The 17,443-nt window shown below is 73.8% G+C and carries 19 protein-coding genes and 1 pseudogene; 13 read left to right on the top strand and 7 right to left on the bottom strand.

The window, feature by feature from the left end; translation table 11 throughout:
• Positions 1-91 precede the first annotated feature (91 nt).
• The 4 genes from ACGFNH_RS20420 (at position 92) to ACGFNH_RS20405 (ending at position 5,449) form a co-directional block, all read left to right on the top strand.
• Positions 92-1,846 (top strand): bifunctional 3'-5' exonuclease/DNA polymerase, encoded by a 1,755-nt coding sequence (locus ACGFNH_RS20420; protein ID WP_393655631.1) that lies wholly within the window; start codon positions 92-94, stop codon positions 1,844-1,846.
• Positions 1,847-1,961: 115 nt separating this feature from the next.
• Positions 1,962-3,503, top strand: a complete 1,542-nt coding sequence (locus tag ACGFNH_RS20415) for an ATP-dependent DNA ligase (protein WP_393655629.1) — start codon at positions 1,962-1,964, stop codon at positions 3,501-3,503.
• A gap of 368 nt (positions 3,504-3,871) precedes the next feature.
• Entirely contained in the window at positions 3,872-4,135 is a 264-nt protein-coding gene (locus ACGFNH_RS20410; protein ID WP_393655627.1) for a GlsB/YeaQ/YmgE family stress response membrane protein, read from the top strand.
• A gap of 243 nt (positions 4,136-4,378) precedes the next feature.
• Positions 4,379-5,449, top strand: coding sequence for an NAD-dependent epimerase/dehydratase family protein (locus ACGFNH_RS20405; protein ID WP_393655625.1), 1,071 nt, complete (start codon positions 4,379-4,381; stop codon positions 5,447-5,449).
• 326 nt (positions 5,450-5,775) lie between these two features.
• On the opposite strand, the gene ACGFNH_RS20400 is transcribed toward ACGFNH_RS20405, so the two are convergent.
• Together ACGFNH_RS20400 and ACGFNH_RS20395 are read right to left on the bottom strand one after the other, a co-directional pair.
• Complete coding sequence (locus ACGFNH_RS20400) at positions 5,776-6,930, bottom strand: sensor histidine kinase (RefSeq protein WP_393655623.1); 1,155 nt, start codon at positions 6,928-6,930, stop codon at positions 5,776-5,778.
• A 13-nt stretch (positions 6,931-6,943) separates the two neighbouring features.
• A complete protein-coding gene (locus ACGFNH_RS20395; protein ID WP_393655622.1) occupies positions 6,944-7,705 on the bottom strand; it encodes a response regulator transcription factor in 762 nt (253 codons plus the stop codon).
• Positions 7,706-7,822: 117 nt separating this feature from the next.
• Between ACGFNH_RS20395 and ACGFNH_RS20390 the strand changes: the two are divergent.
• The 3 genes and pseudogenes from ACGFNH_RS20390 to ACGFNH_RS20380 form a co-directional block, all read left to right on the top strand.
• Positions 7,823-8,500: pseudogene (locus ACGFNH_RS20390) on the top strand (glycosyltransferase family 2 protein); the annotation flags it as partial.
• A gap of 542 nt (positions 8,501-9,042) precedes the next feature.
• Complete coding sequence (locus tag ACGFNH_RS20385; RefSeq protein ID WP_393655620.1) at positions 9,043-9,660, top strand: DUF2064 domain-containing protein; 618 nt, start codon at positions 9,043-9,045, stop codon at positions 9,658-9,660.
• Positions 9,657-10,493, top strand: coding sequence for a methyltransferase domain-containing protein (locus ACGFNH_RS20380; RefSeq protein ID WP_393655618.1), 837 nt, complete (start codon positions 9,657-9,659; stop codon positions 10,491-10,493). The genes ACGFNH_RS20385 and ACGFNH_RS20380 overlap by 4 nt, the downstream gene beginning before the upstream one ends.
• A 341-nt stretch (positions 10,494-10,834) precedes the next feature.
• Here ACGFNH_RS20380 and ACGFNH_RS20375 read toward each other — a convergent pair whose 3' ends face one another.
• Positions 10,835-11,965 carry a winged helix DNA-binding domain-containing protein gene (locus tag ACGFNH_RS20375; RefSeq protein WP_393655616.1) on the bottom strand — a complete coding sequence of 377 codons (1,131 nt, stop codon included), beginning with the start codon at positions 11,963-11,965 and terminating at the stop codon, positions 10,835-10,837.
• 160 nt (positions 11,966-12,125) lie between these two features.
• Between ACGFNH_RS20375 and ACGFNH_RS20370 the strand changes: the two genes are divergently transcribed.
• Positions 12,126-12,965: a nitrilase-related carbon-nitrogen hydrolase gene (locus tag ACGFNH_RS20370; RefSeq protein WP_393655614.1), complete on the top strand. Its 840-nt coding sequence runs from the start codon at positions 12,126-12,128 to the stop codon at positions 12,963-12,965.
• 222 nt (positions 12,966-13,187) lie between these two features.
• Here the strand turns inward: ACGFNH_RS20370 and ACGFNH_RS20365 are convergent, their stop codons facing one another.
• The 3 genes from ACGFNH_RS20365 to rpmB form a co-directional block, all read right to left on the bottom strand.
• Entirely contained in the window at positions 13,188-13,676 is a 489-nt protein-coding gene (locus ACGFNH_RS20365) for a hypothetical protein (protein WP_393655612.1), read from the bottom strand.
• Between the two features lie 81 nt (positions 13,677-13,757).
• Complete coding sequence (gene rpsN / locus ACGFNH_RS20360) at positions 13,758-14,063, bottom strand: 30S ribosomal protein S14 (RefSeq protein ID WP_393655610.1); 306 nt, start codon at positions 14,061-14,063, stop codon at positions 13,758-13,760.
• Positions 14,063-14,299 carry a 50S ribosomal protein L28 gene (gene rpmB, locus ACGFNH_RS20355; RefSeq protein ID WP_393655608.1) on the bottom strand — a complete coding sequence of 79 codons (237 nt, stop codon included), beginning with the start codon at positions 14,297-14,299 and terminating at the stop codon, positions 14,063-14,065. Before rpmB ends, rpsN begins: the two co-directional genes overlap by 1 nt.
• Before the next feature lie 52 nt (positions 14,300-14,351).
• On the opposite strand from rpmB, the gene rpmG reads away from it, so the two are divergent.
• The 5 genes from rpmG (at position 14,352) to ACGFNH_RS20330 (ending at position 16,679) form a co-directional block, all read left to right on the top strand.
• Positions 14,352-14,516 carry a 50S ribosomal protein L33 gene (gene rpmG, locus ACGFNH_RS20350; protein ID WP_393655606.1) on the top strand — a complete coding sequence of 55 codons (165 nt, stop codon included), beginning with the start codon at positions 14,352-14,354 and terminating at the stop codon, positions 14,514-14,516.
• Between the two features lie 61 nt (positions 14,517-14,577).
• The gene (locus ACGFNH_RS20345) at positions 14,578-14,832 is read left to right on the top strand and encodes a type B 50S ribosomal protein L31 (protein WP_393655604.1); all 255 of its coding nucleotides are present in this window, start codon (positions 14,578-14,580) and stop codon (positions 14,830-14,832) included.
• A complete protein-coding gene (locus tag ACGFNH_RS20340) occupies positions 14,832-16,025 on the top strand; it encodes a GTP-binding protein (protein WP_393655602.1) in 1,194 nt (397 codons plus the stop codon). Before ACGFNH_RS20345 ends, ACGFNH_RS20340 begins: the two co-directional genes overlap by 1 nt.
• A gap of 44 nt (positions 16,026-16,069) precedes the next feature.
• Positions 16,070-16,312, top strand: coding sequence for a 30S ribosomal protein S18 (gene rpsR, locus ACGFNH_RS20335; protein ID WP_393655600.1), 243 nt, complete (start codon positions 16,070-16,072; stop codon positions 16,310-16,312).
• A gap of 127 nt (positions 16,313-16,439) precedes the next feature.
• Positions 16,440-16,679: a DUF397 domain-containing protein gene (locus ACGFNH_RS20330; RefSeq protein WP_393655598.1), complete on the top strand. Its 240-nt coding sequence runs from the start codon at positions 16,440-16,442 to the stop codon at positions 16,677-16,679.
• Positions 16,680-16,834: 155 nt separating this feature from the next.
• Here the strand turns inward: ACGFNH_RS20330 and ACGFNH_RS20325 are convergent, their stop codons facing one another.
• Positions 16,835-17,344: an ATP-binding protein gene (locus ACGFNH_RS20325; protein ID WP_393655596.1), complete on the bottom strand. Its 510-nt coding sequence runs from the start codon at positions 17,342-17,344 to the stop codon at positions 16,835-16,837.
• Positions 17,345-17,443 lie beyond the last annotated feature (99 nt).

Here is a 17,443-nt window from a genome sequence, read left to right as displayed (position 1 = left end):
TGGCGCTTCCGCTCCCTGTTCCGCTCCCTGCTTCCGTTCCCCGCTTCCGCGGCCCGGCCCCGTTGTCGTACCCCGGTGCGAGACTCCCCCCATGCGGTGTGCCGTGGCGGTGACGGAGGACGGCGGTGCCCGGCTCGTGGCCCTCGACGCGGAGGGGCGGCCGGACGGGCCGGTCACCGACGTGCCCGCGTCCGGGCTCGCCGACGCCGTACGATCCCGCCTTCCCGAGGTCGAGCGGTGGGTGTGGCGCTCGACCGCCGACCTGCATCCCCGGCTCCTGGCCGCCGGAGTCCGCGTCGAGCGGTGCTACGACGTCGAGGCCGCTGAAGCCCTGCTGACCGGGCACGAGGGCCACTGGGGCCGGCCGCGCTCCCTCGCCGCCGCATGGGCCCGGCTGCACCGGCTGCCCGTGCCCGACGACCCGCCGCCCCGGGCCTCCCAGTCCCAGCCCTCGCTCTTCGAACCGGGCCCCGTGCCACTGCCGCCGGGCACGGACCCGCTGGCCGCGCTCCTGGAGGTGTACGCCGACCAGCAGCGCCGGCACGAGGCGGCCGAACACCCGGGCCGGATGCGGCTGCTGACGGCGGCCGAGTCGGCCGGGGCGCTCGTCGCCGCCGAGATGACCCGCGCCGGTGTCCCCTGGCGGGCGGATGTGCACCGCGCCCTGCTCACCGAGATGCTCGGCGAACGCTATCCGGGGGTCCAGGAGCCGCAGCGGCTGGCCGAGTTGGCGGACGAGGTCACTCGCGCGTTCGGCGGCGTACGCGTCCGGCCCGACCTGCCCGCGGACATCGTCCGCGCCTTCGCCCGCGAGGGCATCAGGCTCACCTCCACGCGCGCCTGGGAACTTCAGGCGATCGACCACCCCGCCGTTCCGCACCTGCTCGCATACAAGAAGCTCTACCGGCTGCACACCGCGCACGGCTGGGCGTGGCTGACCTCCTGGGTCAGGGACGGCAGGTTCCGCCCCGAGTACGTGCCGGGCGGTACGGTCTCCGGTCGCTGGACGTCCAACGGCGGCGGGGCACTGCAGATCCCCAAGGTCGTACGGCGGGCGGTCGTCGCCGACCCGGGCTGGCGCCTCGTCGTCGCGGACGCCGACCAGATGGAGCCGCGCGTCCTGGCCGCGGTCTCCGGCGACCGGGGCCTGATGGAGGTGGCCGGCCACCGCGGCGACCTCTACACCGCGCTGTCCGACCGGGCCTTCGCGGGCAACCGCGAGCAGGCCAAACTCGCCCTGCTCGGCGCGGTGTACGGGCAGACGTCCGGTGAGGCGCTGAAGTTCCTCGCGGACCTCCGCCGCCGCTTCCCCGCGGCCGTCGCCCATGTCGACGACGCCGCGCGCGCGGGTGAGGAGGGCCGCCTCGTCCGCACCTGGCTCGGCCGGACCTGCCCGCCGTCCGCCGCCGCGGCGGACGCGGAGCCGGGGGAGGCGGGCCTGCCGCAGGAAGAGGCGCCGCCCGCGGACGGGGCCGCCGGTCCTGGACAGGGACAGGGACATGGGCAGGGACAGGGACAGGGACAGCTGCAGGGGTACGGCTACGCGTCCCGCGACGCCCGGGCCCGGGGCCGGTTCACGCGCAACTTCGTCGTCCAGGGGAGCGCGGCCGACTGGGCCCTGCTGGTCCTCGCCGCGCTGCGCCAGTCCCTCGCGGAACTCCGCGCCGAACTGGTCTTCTTCCAGCACGACGAGGTGATCGTCCACTGCCCGGAGGAAGAGGCGGAGGCGGTGAAGGAGGCGATCCGCGCGGCGGGGGAGCGGGCGGGACGGGCGGCCTTCGGCGACACCCCGGTCTCGTTCCCCTTCACCACGGCGGTGGTCGAGTGCTACGCGGACGCGAAATGAGGGGGAGCAGGTGAGCCGAGGACGCGAAGCGGGACCCGTGGCCCCACGGTCACGGGATGAGTCGCGAGATGAGCCGCGAGATGAGGGCGACCCGTCGCTGGGTCATCATGGGCACATGCTGCTCGCCGACATCGCCGGGACGTCGCGCGACGTCGCCGCGACCTCGGCCCGGACGGAGAAGGTCGCGCTGCTGGCCGAGCTGTTCCGCAAGGCGGAGCCCGCCGAGGCGCCCGTCGTCATCACCTATCTCGCGGGCCGCCTCCCGCAGCGCAGGATCGGCGTCGGCTGGAGCACCCTGCGAGACCCCGTCCCGCCCGCGGACGAGCCCGGCCTGACCGTTCTGGACGTGCACGACGCCCTCGGCCGTATCGCCGTCGTCTCCGGCAAGGGCGCACAGGCCGAACGCAAGCGGTTGCTGCGGGAGCTGCTGTCCGCCGCCACCGAGGCGGAACAGCGCTTCCTCTTCGGGCTGATCAGCGGCGAGCTGCGGCAGGGCGCGCTGGACGCGTTCGCCGTCGAGGGCCTGTCGGCCGCGGCCGGAGCGGCCCCCGCGGACGTACGGCGCGCGGTGATGCTCGGCGGATCGCTCGGCGCCGTCGCCGAGGCGCTGCTCGCGCGCGGCCCCGAAGCGCTCGCCGACTTCCGGCTCGAAGTGGGCCGACCCGTCCAGCCGATGCTCGCGCAGACCGCCAAGGACGTGGACGAGGCGCTTGACCGGCTCGGGCCCTGCGCGATCGAGGAGAAGCTCGACGGGATCCGCGCGCAGGTGCACCGGGACGGCGAGAGCGTAAGGGTCTTCACCCGCACCCTCGACGAGATCACCGACCGCCTCCCGGAGGTCGTCGCCGCGGCGCGGGAGCTCGCGGCGGAGCGGGCGGTGCTCGACGGGGAGGTCATCGCGCTGGGCGAGGACGGCCGGCCCCGGCCGTTCCAGGAGACCGCGGGCCGCGTCGGCTCCCGGCTGGACGTCACCGGCGCGCAGGCGACGCTGCCCCTCTCCCCGGTCTTCTTCGACCTGCTGTCGGTCGACGGCCGCGACCTGCTGACACTGCCGGCCGCCGAGCGGAACACGGAGCTGGCCCGGGTCGTACCGGAGCCGCTGCGCGTACGGCGCCTTGTCATCGAGGACCCGGCCGACGACGCGGTGCGTGCCCGGGCGCGCGCGTTCGCCGACGAGGCGCTGGCGCGCGGTCACGAGGGCGTGGTGGTCAAGGGGCTGGACTCGGCATACGGCGCTGGACGGCGTGGCGCCTCCTGGCTCAAGGTCAAGCCCGTCCACACGCTCGACCTCGTCGTGCTGGCGGCCGAGTGGGGACACGGGCGGCGTACGGGCAAGCTGTCCAATCTCCATCTGGGCGCCCGCCGCCCCGACGGCTCCTTCGCCATGCTCGGCAAGACCTTCAAGGGACTGACCGACGCGCTCCTGGAGTGGCAGACCGAGCGACTGCGGGAGCTGGCCGTTCAGGACGACGGGTGGGTGGTGACCGTACGGCCCGAGCTGGTGGTGGAGATCGCCTTCGACGGCGTACAGCGGTCCACCCGCTATCCGGAGGGCGTGACCCTCCGCTTCGCGCGGGTGCTCCGCTACCGCGACGACAAAGCGGCGGCGGAGGCGGACACGGTGGAGACGGTCCTGGCGTTCCGGGACGGCCGTTAGGCCGGTCTTCCGGATCATCTCGGGCCCGCGACGCCTGGCCACGGCTCCCCCGGAACTTCGCCCGGGAGGTGCCCCCAGCCGCGCTGCCGGAGCATCCGAGCGGGCCCACTACGAGGACGATCTCCGCCTTGCGCCCCCGGCCACCGCTGGGAGGTGCCTCCGGCACCGGACGCCGGGAGCCGATCCGGGCCGATCCACAAGACACGGGCCCAGCTCTGCCCCAGCTCTGCCCCAGCTCCGCCCCAGCTCCGCCCGGGACCCTGCGCAGGCCCGAAGGTCCTGGTCGGAGTGGTGGTGTGCGCTCACAGGGGGAAGATGGAGGGCAGGAGCTTCGCCGGAAGCTCCGCAGTACAGCCGCGGAGGACCCCATGGAGATCTCCGGCATCATCACCGCGATCGTCATCGGCATCATCATCGGAGGGCTGGGCCGCCTCGTCATCCCGGGCCGCCAGCACATCGGCATCCTGTGGACGATGCTGATCGGCATCGTCGCCGCCCTCATCGGAACCGCCATCGCCTACGGGATCGACGTGGCCGATACGGGCGGCATCGACTGGATCGAACTGCTCTTCCAGGTCGTCCTCGCGGCACTCGGAGTGGCAGCCGTCGACCGTGCGAAGGCGCGCCGCTGACAGCCGCGTCCCGAGCCGTCCCCCGGCCGGCCGACCGCTGACGGCCATGTCCCGACGGCCGTGTCCCGACGGCCGTGTCCGGACGGCCATGTCCCGGCGGGCGCGCCCGCCGAGTCCGGCCGTGTGAGTCCGGCCGTGCGAGTTCGCGGCACGGCCGCCCGCCGACGCACGAGTCCTTACGGACCCGTGACGGCGCGGCACACTCCCGTACGCCCGCGTCCTGTCGGCCGTAGCGTCGCCGGCATGCGCGTACTCGTCACCGGAGGGGCGGGCTTCATCGGCTCGCACATCGTCACGGCTCTGGCCGCACTCGGCCACGAGCCCGTCGTTCTCGACGCCCTGCTGCCCTCGGCCCACCCCGGGCGCGGCACGGCACTGTCCGTGCCGGGGGCAGCGGCGTGCTTCCACGGCGACGTCCGGGACCCGGCGCTGGTGCGCCGTGCCCTGCGCGGCGTCGACGCCGTCTGCCACCAGGCCGCCATGGTCGGTCTCGGCCGGGACTTCACGGACGCGCCGGACTACGTCTCGTGCAACGACCTCGGCACCGCCGCACTCCTGGCCACGATGGCCGGAAGCGGTGTCCGGGACCTGGTGCTGGCCGGTTCGATGGTCGTCTACGGAGAGGGGCGCTACAACTGCCCGCGCCACGGCACCGTCCGGCCCGGCCCGCGGACGCCCGCCGATCTGGACGCGGGCCGCTTCGAGCCGGTCTGCCCGGTCTGCGGACGGACGCTGGTGCCCGGCCTGGTCGCGGAGGACGCCCCGGCCGACCCCCGCAACGTCTACGCGACCACCAAGCTCGCCCAGGAACACCTGGCCGCGGCCTGGGCGCGGACGACCGGCGGGAGTGCGGTCTCGCTGCGCTACCACAACGTCTACGGGCCCGGTATGCCGCGCGACACCCCGTACGCGGGCGTGGCCTCCTTCTTCCGCTCGGCGCTGGAACGAGGCGAGGCGCCCCGGGTGTTCGAGGACGGCGGGCAGCGGAGGGACTTCGTCCATGTACGGGATGTCGCCGCGGCCAACGTCACCGCGCTGACGTCCCTGCCGGGCATGCCCGGCGGCGGATTCCGTGCCTACAACACCGGAAGCGGACAGCCGCACACGGTGGGGGAGATGGCGGCGGCGCTGGCGCTTGCGCACGGGGGGCCGGAGCCGGTCGTCACGGGCGAGTACCGGCTCGGGGATGTCCGCCACATCACCGCGTCCTCGCGACGGCTGACGAGCGAGCTGGGATGGCGCCCGCAGGTGGCCTTCGCCGACGGGATGGCGGAGTTCGCCCGCGCATCGCTGCGAGCACCGGCCGGGGCGTGAGCTGTCGGGGCCTGACATGCCGGGACCTGACAGGGCCCCACCGGCCGGGACCTGTCATGCCGGGGCCCGACCGGCCTCGGCAGAACTGCCCCGGGGCCCGACCGGCCACCTGAGGGGCCGCGACTGAGGCGCCGCGCCTGAGACGCCGCGGTCGAGAGGCGGAATCTGAGCTGCAGGGGGCTGAGCGGCAGGGGGCTGAGCGGCAGAGGTCTGAGCGGATGGAGCCTGGGCCTGCCGGGGGCGGGGGACCACCGGTCGCGGCGTACCGGTCGCGGCGTGGGGAAAGGCACGAGTTGCCCCGCGCCGGGCCGCCGCGAGGGCTGCCGTCAGCAGCCGGCCCGGCCGGAGAACTGCGCACCCGGCTGGAACGCCGCCGGCAGGGTCACCTCGAAACGGCAGCCGCCCGGCACGTTCCGTACGCCCGCCTGTCCCGCGTGGGCCTCGACGATCCCGCGGACGATCGCCAGCCCCAGGCCCGCGCCCGCCGGAGGAGTCGGTGTCCGGGCGTGGTTGCCGCGCCAGCCCGTGTCGAAGACGCGCGGCAGATCCTCCTCCGGGATGCCGCCGCAGCCGTCCGTCACCGACAGGACCACCGCGTCGTGTCCCCGGCGTTCGGCGGCCACCGCGACCGTGCCGTCGGCCGGGGTACGGCGGATGGCGTTGATGAGCAGATTGCCCAGCACCCGCGTCATCTCCTTGCCGTCGACCTCCACCGGCACCGCGTCGACGGGGTCGCCCACCAGCCGTACGCCCAGCTCACGCGCCAGTGGATCGGCGCCCGCCAGCGCGTCGCCCACCAGGTCGTACACCGACATCCGGCTCGGTGACAGCGTCAGCGCGCCGGCGTGGATGCGGGAGAGTTCGAAGAGGTCCCCGACCATCGAGTTGAGCCGCTCGACCTCGGTGCGGATCTGGCGGAAGTAGCGCTCGGGGTCCTGCGCCATGCCGTCCTCCAGCGCCTCGGCCATGGCGCGCAGACCGGCGAGCGGGGTGCGCAGGTCGTGCGAGATCCAGGCCACCAGTTCGCGGCGCGAGGCGTCGAGGGCGCGCTCGCGTTCGCGGGACTCGGCGAGGCGGGCACTGGTCGCCTCCAACTCCCGGCTGAGCTGGGCGAGTTCAGCCGTGGCCTCGCCGCCGGGCGCCGCGAAGCGGCCGCCTTCGCCGAAGGAACGGGCCGCCAGCGTCAGCTCGTTGCTGCGCGCGACCACCCAGCGGCCGAGGGCGAGTGCCACCGCGAGGGAGACGACGGCGGCCATGCCCACGACCGTGGTGACCACCGTCAGGTCGTGGGCCGACAGGAACATCGCCCAGGCGACGACCAGGGTTCCGGCGAGCATCGCCGTCACCGCGACCGCCGCCACGACGGTCAGCGCGACCGCCACGGACCGGTGACGCAGCAGGCGGAGAGCCAACGCGCCCAGCAGCCCGGCACCGGCGGCGCCGATGAGGGCGTACAGCGCGATCAGGAGGAGGTCACGCACGGCGTCCCGCCTTTCAGTTCCGTGGTTCCCCGCCGCCGCCCGGCGGGTCGAAGCGGTAGCCGACACCCCAGACGGTCGTGATGAGCTGTGGCGCGGCGGGATCGTCCTCGATCTTCGAGCGCAGCCGCCGTACGTGGACGGTGACGGTCGACAGGTCCCCGAACTCCCAGCCCCACACCTCGTGCATCAGCTCCTCGCGTCCGCAGGCGCGGCCGGGGTGACGCAGCAGATAGGTGAGCAGGTCGAACTCGCGGAGGGTGAGGGCCAGTTCGCGCCCGTCCTTCGTGGCGCGGCGGGCGACCGGGTCGAGTTCCAGCCCGGCGGCGGCGAGCCTCCCGTCCCCGGCGGCGCCCGGAGCAGCGCCGCCGGACTCCCCGGAAACCGCCCGAGAACGGCGCAGTACGGACTCGACGCGCAGGACCAGTTCGCGCGGGCTGAACGGCTTGGTGACGTAGTCGTCCGCGCCGACCTCAAGACCGAGGATGCGGTCGTCCTCGTCGCCGCGCGCGGTGAGCATGATCACCGGCACCGGGCCCTGCTCGCGCAGGATCCGGCACACGTCGAGGCCGTTCATGCCCGGCAGCATCAGATCGAGCACGACCAGGTCGGGCCGGCGCTCGTCGGCGCGGGCGAGGGCGGCGGGGCCGTCGGAGGCGCGGTCGACGGTGTATCCGGCGCGGTCGAGGTAGCCCGCGACGATCTCGGCCACGGTCGGGTCGTCGTCCACGACGAGGACGCGGCCGGCGGTGGGCGCGGAAGGCGCGGGGCTCTGCATGCCCCCAGCCTCGCACTGGGCGTGCCGTTGCGGTCCCTCCAGGGGGCGCCCACGGCCCGACGTCCGTGTTTCGTAAGGAGCTTGAGTCCGGAATGTCCGTTCCTTCTCCGTACGGTGATGAGGGTGACCAAAGCGACTGCAACCGACGTGGACGTCGTTCTCCCCTGCCTCGACGAAGCGGCCGCCCTGCCCTGGGTCCTGGACCGCATCCCGGACGGCTGGCGGGCCGTCGTCGTCGACAACGGCTCGACGGACGGCTCCGCCGCGATCGCCCGTGACCTGGGCGCCACGGTGGTGCACGAACCCCGGCGCGGCTTCGGCGCCGCCTGCCATGCCGGACTCCTCGCCGCCGACGCCGAGTTCGTCTGCTTCCTCGACTGCGACGCCTCGCTCGACCCCGGACTCCTGCCCGGTCTCGTACGCCTCGTGGCCGAGGGGGCGGCCGACCTGGTCCTGGGACGCAGACGGCCGCAGGCCCGCGGAGCCTGGCCCCTGCACGCACGGGTGGGCAACCTGGCCCTCGCGCGGATGCTCCGGCGCCGTACCGGGGTGGCGCTCCGTGACCTGGGCCCGATGCGCGCCGCTCGCCGCGAGGCCCTGCTCGGACTGGACCTGACCGACCGGCGCAGCGGCTATCCGCTCCAGATGGTGGTGGAGGCGGCGGACGCGGGCTGGTGCATCGAGGAGCGCGATGTGCCGTATCTACCGCGGACCGGGGCGTCGAAGGTCACGGGTACCTGGCGCGGCACCTGGCACGCGGTCCACGACATGCGGGACGTTCTGCGCCGGCCCCCGCGGTCCGACGTGGGGCCTGCCGAACTGCCCCCCACGGTGGGGGAGGCGGCCGGGTCCGGTGCCCGTGTCGACGTGACCCTACGGCCAGGAGGGGAGCACGGCGTCGAAGACCCGGTCACCGCGGATCTCGCCAACGGGGGCCCTGGCAAGGGGGGTTCCGGCACCGCGGGTCCCGGCACCGCGGGTCCCGGCATCGCGGGTCCCGGCATCGCGGGTCCGGCGAGCGCGGGCCGGGACTGCGCGCACCCCGCCGCCGGTGACCTCTCCACCGCAGACCTGCCTGCCGTGGGGCCCGACACGGACGGTGGTGCGCGGGGAACGCCGGCGCCGTACCGCCTCCCGGCAGCTCCCGAAAGGACGCGGACACGATGACGGAACGCTCGATCCCCCCGGGCCGCCTCGCGAACCCCGGCCCTGGACCCCGCCCTGGACCGCGCCCTGGACCGCGCCCTGCACCGCGCCCCGGACCGCGCCCCGGCCCCGGCCCGTACGCAGTCGCGCGGCAGGCGCCCGCGAGCGAGGACGGCGCCACCACACTCCTCGTGATCGCCAAGGAGCCGGTGCCCGGAAGCGTCAAGACCCGGCTCACCCCCGGCTACACGCCGGAGGAGGCCGCGGAACTGGCCGCGGCCGCGCTCGCCGACACCCTCCGCACCGCCCTCGCCGTACCGGCCCGTCAGCGCGTGCTCGTCCTGGAGGGGCGGCCCGGCCCCTGGCTGCCGCCCGGCATCGAGGTGGTACCGCAGTGCGGCGGCGGGCTGGACGAGCGGTTGGCGGCGGCGTTCGCCCGCTGTACGGGACCGGCGCTGCTGATCGGCATGGACACCCCGCAGATCACGCCCGCACTGCTCGCCCCCGTCCTCCGCCCGGACGCGTGGACGGGCTGCGACGCCTGGTTCGGACCGGCCGCGGACGGCGGATTCTGGGCCCTCGGGCTGGCGGATCCGGCCCCCCGACTCGTACGCGGTGTACCGATGTCCACTGCCGCAACCGGTGCCGTCCAGCGGCAGCGGCTCGTCGACGCCGGACTGCGGGTGAGGGATCTTCCGGTACTGCGCGACGTCGACACCGCCGCCGACGCCGCCGAGGTGGCGACCGCAGCGCCGGACGGCCGGTTCGCCGCGGAGGTCGCGCGCATGGCGCGGGCGGCCGCACGGTGACCCGGTCCCCGTCCCCGTCACAGGCCGCCGCGCCGCTCCCTGCGGCGCCGCTCCCTGCCGCGCCGCTCCCTGCCGCGCCCGCCGTCCCCGCGCCGCGGCCCTCCTCAAGGTCGTCGACCGTCGCCTGGCGGGCCGACCCGTACGCGACCGCCCTCCGCACTGGGCGCGGCCCGCTCTTCCTGCGCCGGGCCGACGGCTGGCTCCTTCCCCTCGACGTCGAACGCTGGTGTGCGGGCGCCGACAGCTCCGACATGAGCGTGCTGCGCCGCTGCGAGGGGAGCGTGCTCGACATCGGCTGCGGTCCCGGCCGGCTGGTCGCGGCCCTGGCGGCGATGGGCCGGGTGAGCCTGGGCATCGACGTCAGCCCGGCAGCCGTCGCCCGTACGGTCGGCGAGGGCGGGCAGGCGCTCCGCCGCTCGGTCTTCGACCCCCTGCCGGGGGAGGGGCGTTGGGGCACGGCGCTGCTCATCGACGGCAACATCGGCATCGGCGGCGACCCGCGTGCGCTCCTCGAACGGGTCGCGGCGATTGTCGCGCCGGGCGGGCTGGCCCTGGTCGAGGCGGCCCCCGGGGACCTCGACGAACGGGTCCGGGTCCGCATCGACGACGGGCGCGGTACGGCTGCTTCGGGCACCGTCGCCGTACCTGCGGCGCGCGGGCTGCGTACCGCGGCCTGCGCGGACACCGACTTCCCCTGGGCCCGGGTGGGGATCGCGGCACTGCACCGTGAGGCGCGTGCCGCGGGCTGGAGCCCGGCCGGGCAATGGACCCACACAGGCCGTCCGTTCACCGCGCTCCGGCGCGATGGGGGCGGGGCCGGAAGGTCTGTGTGAGGGGCGCGCGGGCCCGGGTTCTTCACGCCTCCCGGTTCGGCTGCCCGGGCCCGCGCCTTCCCTCACGCCGGTCCGTCCCGCGCCTTTCCTCGCGCCGGGTCCGGCGAGCCCCCGCCCCGGTTAGGGGGCCACTGACCCGCCTCGACCACTCCGTACGGACTCCTTCGCCCACTCCGTACGGCCTCTTCGCCCACTCCGTAGGACCGGGCTCGCACAGCCCCCAGGGACCGGGACCCGCAACTGCCCCCATGGACCGGACCCGCACAGCCCGTTCGCGCACACAGCCCCCATGGACCGGACCCGCACAGCCCGTTCGCGCACACAGCGCCCGCGGACCGGACTCACACCGTCCGTACCGACAGCTCCAGTCCCCGCCCCGTGCATGCCGCCAGGTGCGCCACCTCCGCCTCCAGGGCGGCCTTCGGGACCGCCCCGCTCTCCGCGAAGAGCCGGACGTCCACCGTCCCGTCGTCCGTGAAGTCCCACACCCCGGCCACGCGCCCCTCGTGCACCACCACCGGCGAGATCCACCCCGCCGTACGGCTCACCGCCTTCCGGCGGTCCGCCGCGATGAGGCGGGTGTCGGCGGTGCCGGGGCCCAGCACGTACTGGTCGAAGCCGGCGAGCAGCCGGACCTCCTTCGACGGCTTCGTACGGGCCAGCCCATCGGCATCCTCGGCGAGCAGGTACGCCCGCTCGCCGTCGCCGTCGACGTCGACCTCCGTCAGCCGGTCCCCGAGGGAGGCGAAGCGGGCCCGCATGTCCGCCTTTCGCGTCAGCCCGCGGATCAGCCAGGCGTCGAAGGCCTCGGCGGTCGCCGGGCCGTGCGCGCGCAGGTACGCGGGGACCGCGACCCGGGCCGCCTCCTCCGGCTCGGGGACACCGGTCCAGCCGGGGACGTGGGAGCGGGGCGAGACGAAGGCCGTCCGATTGCCCTCGCCCGAGCCGTGGCAGAGGTGACCGGTCCAGGCCAGCGGCTTGAGGACCGTCCCCCAGCCGGAGGTGAGCTGCTCGCGCAGGTCGCCGTATCCGGGCATCGCGATGATCGCCTCGGTCAGCTCCGCACGGCTCATCGCCCGCCCCCCGTCCAGCAGTTCGTCGACGGCGTCGCCGAGCCGCTCCATCTGGTCCGGGGTCACGCCGAAGCTGCGCTGCCAGGAGGGCTTCTCCCAGGTACGGGCCGCGGCGAGCAGCGACTGGAAGGCGGCCATCTGCTCCGGTACGAGAAGGTGCAGGGTGCCGCGCATCGACCAGGTCTTCACGACGGTACGGTCCGCCAGCGCCTTCTCCACCGCCCCCGCCCTCGGCTTGCGCTGCCGGGTGGCGATCGCCAGCTCGGCCGACGACGCGACCTGCGCCTGCACCCCGGCCAGCCGTTCGGCGAGCTCCGCCACGGTCGACATCGTCCGTGGCGTGAGGCCCTGCTGCCGCAGTCGCCAGGCCAGCACCTGGTCCCGGGTCGCCTTCAGCACGTTCCGTCCCCGTCCGATGCTCGCCGGTACGGGGCGTGACCGCGCACGCCCCGTGTGCGTACCGCAGCAGTCTCTCTCCGAGAGGCAGGAGGGGCCACGTGTGCCCGAGAATGGAGGGGATTCCGACCGTCCCCCCGGCGAGCCGAGGAGGGGAGCAGCCATGCGGGTGGCGCTGGCGCAGACGGACAGTGTGCTCGGCGATGTCGAGGCGAACATCGAGACCGCCCGTGAGCAGATCGGGCAGGCCGTCGCCCAGGGCGCCGACCTGGTGGTGTTCCCGGAGCTGAGTCTCAACGGCTATCACCTCGGCGGGCTGGAGCGGGACACCTCGATCGAGACGCGGGATCCGCGGCTGGCCGAGCTGAGCATGCTCGGCGCCGACGTGGTCGTCGGCTTCCACGAGCACACCAGCCTGCGCGCGTACAACACCGCCGCCTACTACGGCTCGGGCGTCCTGCTCCACGCCCACCGCAAGCTCTACCTGCCCACCTATCTGGCGTGGGAGGAACGCAAGCATGTGAGCCCCGGGCAGTCGCTGCGCGCGTACGACCTGCCGGGCGGGTACGGGCGCGCGGCCACGCTGGTCTGCAACGACGCGTGGCAGCCGGTCGTGCCGTGGCTGGCGGTGCAGGACGGGGCCGAGGTCGTGTTCGTGCCGACCAACAGCGCGGCGAGCCTGGACCCGGAGGCCATGGACACCGGCCTCTACTGGGACACCCTGCTCTCGTACACCGCGCGGATGCTCCAGTGCTGGGTCGTCTTCGTGAACCGGGTGGGGAACGAGCACGGCGCCTCGTTCTGGGGCGGGTCGCGGGTGGTCGACCCGCGGGGCATGGTCGTGGCGCAGGCACCGAAGTGGGAACCGGGGCTGGTCACCGTCGACATCGACCCGCACGAGGCGCGGCGGCAGCGCCGTGGGGTGCCGATGGTCGCGGAGGCCCGGCTGGGGCTCATCGACCGCGAGGTACGCCGCCTCATCGACGAGGGCGGCGACCACTGACCGGCGTCAGCCCCCGCGCCGAGCCACGTCACGGCGTCCGGCGCGGAGGGCGCGTCCGGGCCTGGCCTACGTGTACGGCTTGGCCCACGCGTCCGGGCCCGACCCGCGCATACGGCTCGACCCGCCCCGTACGCGTGGGTCAGACCCGCGCAGACAGGCGTGACACAACGGGCCGTTGTGCACCAGGGAAGCCGGTGACGGTCGGCGAGCGTGACGGCCGGCTCAGGGAGCCGGGGTCCCGAGGCCGGTCGGCAGGTCCTTCGGCAGCTTGCCGCCGCCCGCCTTGGTGTACGTCTCCGAGGCGCCGGACCCCCACTCGATCGTGAGCGACCTGCCGCCCGCGGACGGGGTGACGGTGCCCGTGGTCCGGTCGGTGTTCCCGTCCGGGCAGGCGAGCTTCAGCGCGGCCCTGCCCTTCCCCGGTGCGACCGTGCCCGCGCATGCGTGCTCGCCGGCCAGGACGGCCTTCCCGCCCGAGAACGAGAGGTAGTACTCGCCGTCGACACCGGTCGTGCGCCAGACACCGGCGACCGACTCGGGGCCGACCTCACGGTCGTCCTGCGCATCGTTCCCGCCGTTCCTCCCCGACGGTGCGCCGCTCCCCGCCGCGTCGTCGTCCGTGGAGCTGCCGGAGCTGCCGCAGCCGCCCAGCAGCAGGGCGACCGCCGCAACGGCCGCCGCAGCACCGGCTGTTCGTGCCTGTACGCGCACCTGTCTCTCCTGTCGTCGTGCCGCGCTCCGGTGAGCGCGGGCGGGGCGGGCCGCGCGGAGCCGCGGGCCCGCCCACCCGGCCTACCGGCTCGACTTGCGCACACCGGGCAGGTGCCCGGCGTGGACCTGCTCGCGCAGCCGTACCCGGGACAGGCCGAAGGCGCGGAAGTATCCGCGAGGACGGCCGTCCACCGCGTCCCGGTTGCGCACCCGCGCCGCGCTCGCGTCGCGGGGCTGTCGACCGAGCTCGCGCACGGCCGTGCTCCGCTCCTCCGGCGGTGTCCGCGGGTCGCGGATCACGGCCTTCAGCACGGCTCGCCGGGCGGCGTGCCGCGCGACGACCAGCCGCCGCCGTTCGTTCTTCGCCATCTTGCTCTTCTTGGCCATCAGACGCGCGACCCCCGCGCCCGGATCCGTCCGACGGCCTTCTCGATGCCGATCGTGTCCACGGTCTTGAGCCCCTTGGCGCTGAGGGTGAGCCGGACGTACCGGCGCTCGCTGGGCAGCCAGTAGCGCTTGGCCTGGATGTTGGGGTCGAAGCGCCGCTTGGTGCGGCGGTGCGAGTGGGAGACGTGGTGGCCGAAGCCCGGCTTGCGGCCGGTCAGCATGCAGTGGGCGGACAAGACTCAGAACCTCCTAATGAAAATGGAAACCATTTCTGTTAGTGTACCGGTCATGGCACGCAACGAACTACGCCCCCTGATCAAGCTCCGGTCCGCCGCGGGAACCGGCTACACGTACGTGACCCGCAAGAACCGTCGCAACGACCCCGACCGGCTCCAGCTCCGCAAGTACGACCCGGTCGCCCGTCGCCACGTCGCCTTCCGCGAAGAGCGCTGACGCGGTACCGAGCCGAGCCGGCGGTGAACCGACCGGCGAGGAACCGAGAGGAGAGACAGCCATGAAGCCCGGAATCCACCCCGCGTACCGCCCTGTCGTCTTCCGTGACAGCGCGTCCGGCACCGCCTTCCTGACGCGCTCGACCGCGACGAGCGAGAAGACCGTCGAGTGGGAGGACGGCGCCACCTATCCGGTGATCGACGTCGAGGTGTCCTCGGCGAGCCACCCCTTCTACACGGGCAGGACCCGCGTCATGGACACCGCCGGACGCGTCGAGCGTTTCGAGCGCCGCTACGGCCGCCGTGGGACCCGCTGATGGAGGCCCGCGACTGCGCTGAGCACATCCGCGACCGGCGCCACCGTCTTCCTGTGGCGCTGGTCGCGGGACTGCACGCCGACGCCCGCAGGGCCGCCGTCGAGGGGCTGTTGCGGACCGTCCCCGGCAGTGTGGCGCTCCACCACGACCTGTCGACGGCCGTCGCAGGGACGGTGCGGCGCACGGTGCGCGACGGGGGCGGTCTCCTCGACAGCGGCGACGCCCCGCTCGTCAACGACTGCGCCTGCTGCGCGCTGCGCGAGGATCTGGTGCCCGAGCTCGTGCGGCTCGCCGACGACGGGCTGTGCCGCCTGGCGGTGGTGGAGCTGTGGGACTCCGTCGAGCCCCAGGCTATGGCGGAGGTGGTGGCCGCCCTCAGCGGGGAGACGCTCGAACTGACCGGCGTCGTCACCGTCGTCGACCCCTCCCTCGTCGTTCCGTACCTGACGTGCGGTGACGACCTCGCCGAGACCGGTCTCGCGGCCGCGGCGACCGATCAGCGCACCGTCGCCGACACCTGGGCACGGCAGGTGGAGTACCCGCCCGTGCTGGCACTCGCGCCCCCGGAGAGCGGTGAGGATCCGGACCCGGACGATCTCGCCCTGCTGCGCCAGCTCCATCCGACGGCCCATCATGTCCCGGTCGGATCAGGCGCGTTGGCCGCCGCCGCGTTCGCCGGCTTCGACATCGAAGCCGCTGCCGCACGGCAGCACCCCGCCTGTGCGCTGCTGCCCCAGGACGCCGAGGAGCACGGAGTGGCCACCGCCGTATGGCACCGCACCCGGCCGTTCCACCCCGAGCGCCTCTACGCGGCGCTGGAGGACCTCACCTGCGCGGCTGCCCGCAGCCGGGGGCGCTTCTGGCTCGCCGACCGGCCCGACACGCTCCTCTCCTGGGACGCGGCGGGCGGCGCCCTGTGTGTGGAGAACTCCGGGCCCTGGCTGGCCGCTCTGCCGGAGGCGGCCTGGGAGATGGTCCCGCCGATGCGCCGGGCAGCCGCTGCCCTGGACTGGGACGCCGAACTCGGCGACCGCGCCCAGCACCTGGTCTTCACCTCGCCCGGGCTGGACCGCGAGGCCCTGTTCGCGCTCCTCGAGTCCTGTCTGCTCACCGACGCCGAATACGCGGCGGGGCGTGAGGCGTGGAAGGGGCTGCCGACGGCGTTCGACGCGCTACTCGACCCCGTTTCCTGAATACCCCTCCGATACCCCAACCCTCTTGAGAAAGGCTGGAGTTCATGCCGCGCCGCAGCGACGACAGAAGGAATTCCCGGCCGCGAGCCAACCCATTGGACGCGGCGGGCGTCACCTATATCGACTACAAGGACACCGACCTGCTGAGAAAGTTCATCTCCGACCGGGGCAAGATCCGAAGCCGCAGGGTGACACGTGTCACCGCCCAGCAGCAGCGCCGGCTCGCACGTGCCGTCAAGAACGCACGGGAAATGGCATTGCTGCCCTACGGCGCAAAGGGCAAGTAGCCGCGCGGACAACCGTCCGAAGCCTTTCGGGCACAGTCCGTGCACGTGCATTCGCCCATGCATCGGCATGTGAACGGAGCTATGATCCCAGGTCAGTTGACTTACGCAACTACCTCGGGAGAGTCCTGTGCATCACCCGTACCGTAATGGCATGGCGGCTGCGGCTCTCCACGATGTCGTCTGGACGAAAAGCCGTCGCAGCAACTCACAGGGCGCCTGCGTGGAGTTGGCGAAGCTGCCGGACGGCGGTGTGGCGATGCGTAATTCGCGATTCCCCGACGGGCCGGCCCTCATCTACACCCCGGCAGAGGTGGAGGCGCTGCTGCTCGGCGCCAAGGACGGGGAGTTCGACCACCTGGTCGACTAGGCCCGTCGTCACGGTGGCTCTCGGACGGGGCCCGCGTACGGTCACCGGACGGGGTCCGCGTACGGCCAAGGGCGCGCGAGAGCGGGCCCGTTGGGAATGTGCCCGAGGGGGATGGAGCCGCCCGCCCCGGATTCCTCCCGCTTCCACGGCCCGGCCTAGGCGGGGAAACGCGTGGCAGGAAGCCGGAAGAGGGCCCATACGACCTTGCCGCGGAGCGTTCCCGCGAGAGGATGCCAGCCCCATCCGTCGCTGACCGCCTCCACGAGATGGAGACCGCGCCCCGACTCCGCCGCGAAGTCCGGTTCTCCAGCGGGCCGGGCGGTGACCGGGCTGGCTTCGCTGGGGTCCCGTACGGCGCAGACCAGGCGGGAGGTCCAGTGCATCAGATGGAGGCGGACCGGAGGGTCCGGCGTCCCGGCGGGGCTGTCGGGGACCGCGTGCCGGAGGGCGTTGGTGACGAGTTCGGAGACGACCAGGGCGACGTCGTCGAAACGCTCCGTCAACTCCCAGCGGTCGAGCGCGGACTTGGTGAACGCGCGGGCCTCTCTGACCGATTCGTAGGCCGCGGCGAGTGAGCAGGAGACGGAACTCGACACACTTGCCGGGTCGATGGGAGGGAGGCCCTGCCGTAACGGCTCGAGCATGGTCGATCCTTCGGTCCCCATGCGTGGCACTCCTGGCCCTATAGGAATCGGTCAAGGCGGCGTGCTGTGCTCGCGGACCATCGTTCCCAATGCGCAGGGCAGATGCAAGGGCAGATGCAC

The sequence above is a fragment of the Streptomyces sp. NPDC048639 genome, from assembly GCF_043199075.1.
In the GTDB taxonomy this organism is placed as follows: Bacteria; Actinomycetota; Actinomycetes; order Streptomycetales; family Streptomycetaceae; genus Streptomyces.
Note: the sequence above shows the minus strand (reverse complement) of the source record. Positions and strands in the feature narration are given on the sequence as shown.

Coding starts and splice junctions, on each gene's coding strand:
- ACGFNH_RS20405 (WP_393655625.1), top strand. CDS start 4,379: ATGCGCGTACTCGTCACCGGAGGGGCGGGCTTCATCGGCTCGCACATC.
- ACGFNH_RS20370 (WP_393655614.1), top strand. CDS start 12,126: ATGCGGGTGGCGCTGGCGCAGACGGACAGTGTGCTCGGCGATGTCGAG.
- ACGFNH_RS20325 (WP_393655596.1), bottom strand. CDS start 17,344: ATGGGGACCGAAGGATCGACCATGCTCGAGCCGTTACGGCAGGGCCTC.
- rpmG (WP_393655606.1), top strand. CDS start 14,352: ATGGCACGCAACGAACTACGCCCCCTGATCAAGCTCCGGTCCGCCGCG.
- ACGFNH_RS20395 (WP_393655622.1), bottom strand. CDS start 7,705: ATGCAGAGCCCCGCGCCTTCCGCGCCCACCGCCGGCCGCGTCCTCGTC.
- ACGFNH_RS20345 (WP_393655604.1), top strand. CDS start 14,578: ATGAAGCCCGGAATCCACCCCGCGTACCGCCCTGTCGTCTTCCGTGAC.
- ACGFNH_RS20415 (WP_393655629.1), top strand. CDS start 1,962: ATGCTGCTCGCCGACATCGCCGGGACGTCGCGCGACGTCGCCGCGACC.
- ACGFNH_RS20340 (WP_393655602.1), top strand. CDS start 14,832: ATGGAGGCCCGCGACTGCGCTGAGCACATCCGCGACCGGCGCCACCGT.
- rpsN (WP_393655610.1), bottom strand. CDS start 14,063: ATGGCCAAGAAGAGCAAGATGGCGAAGAACGAACGGCGGCGGCTGGTC.
- ACGFNH_RS20410 (WP_393655627.1), top strand. CDS start 3,872: ATGGAGATCTCCGGCATCATCACCGCGATCGTCATCGGCATCATCATC.
- rpsR (WP_393655600.1), top strand. CDS start 16,070: ATGCCGCGCCGCAGCGACGACAGAAGGAATTCCCGGCCGCGAGCCAAC.
- ACGFNH_RS20420 (WP_393655631.1), top strand. CDS start 92: ATGCGGTGTGCCGTGGCGGTGACGGAGGACGGCGGTGCCCGGCTCGTG.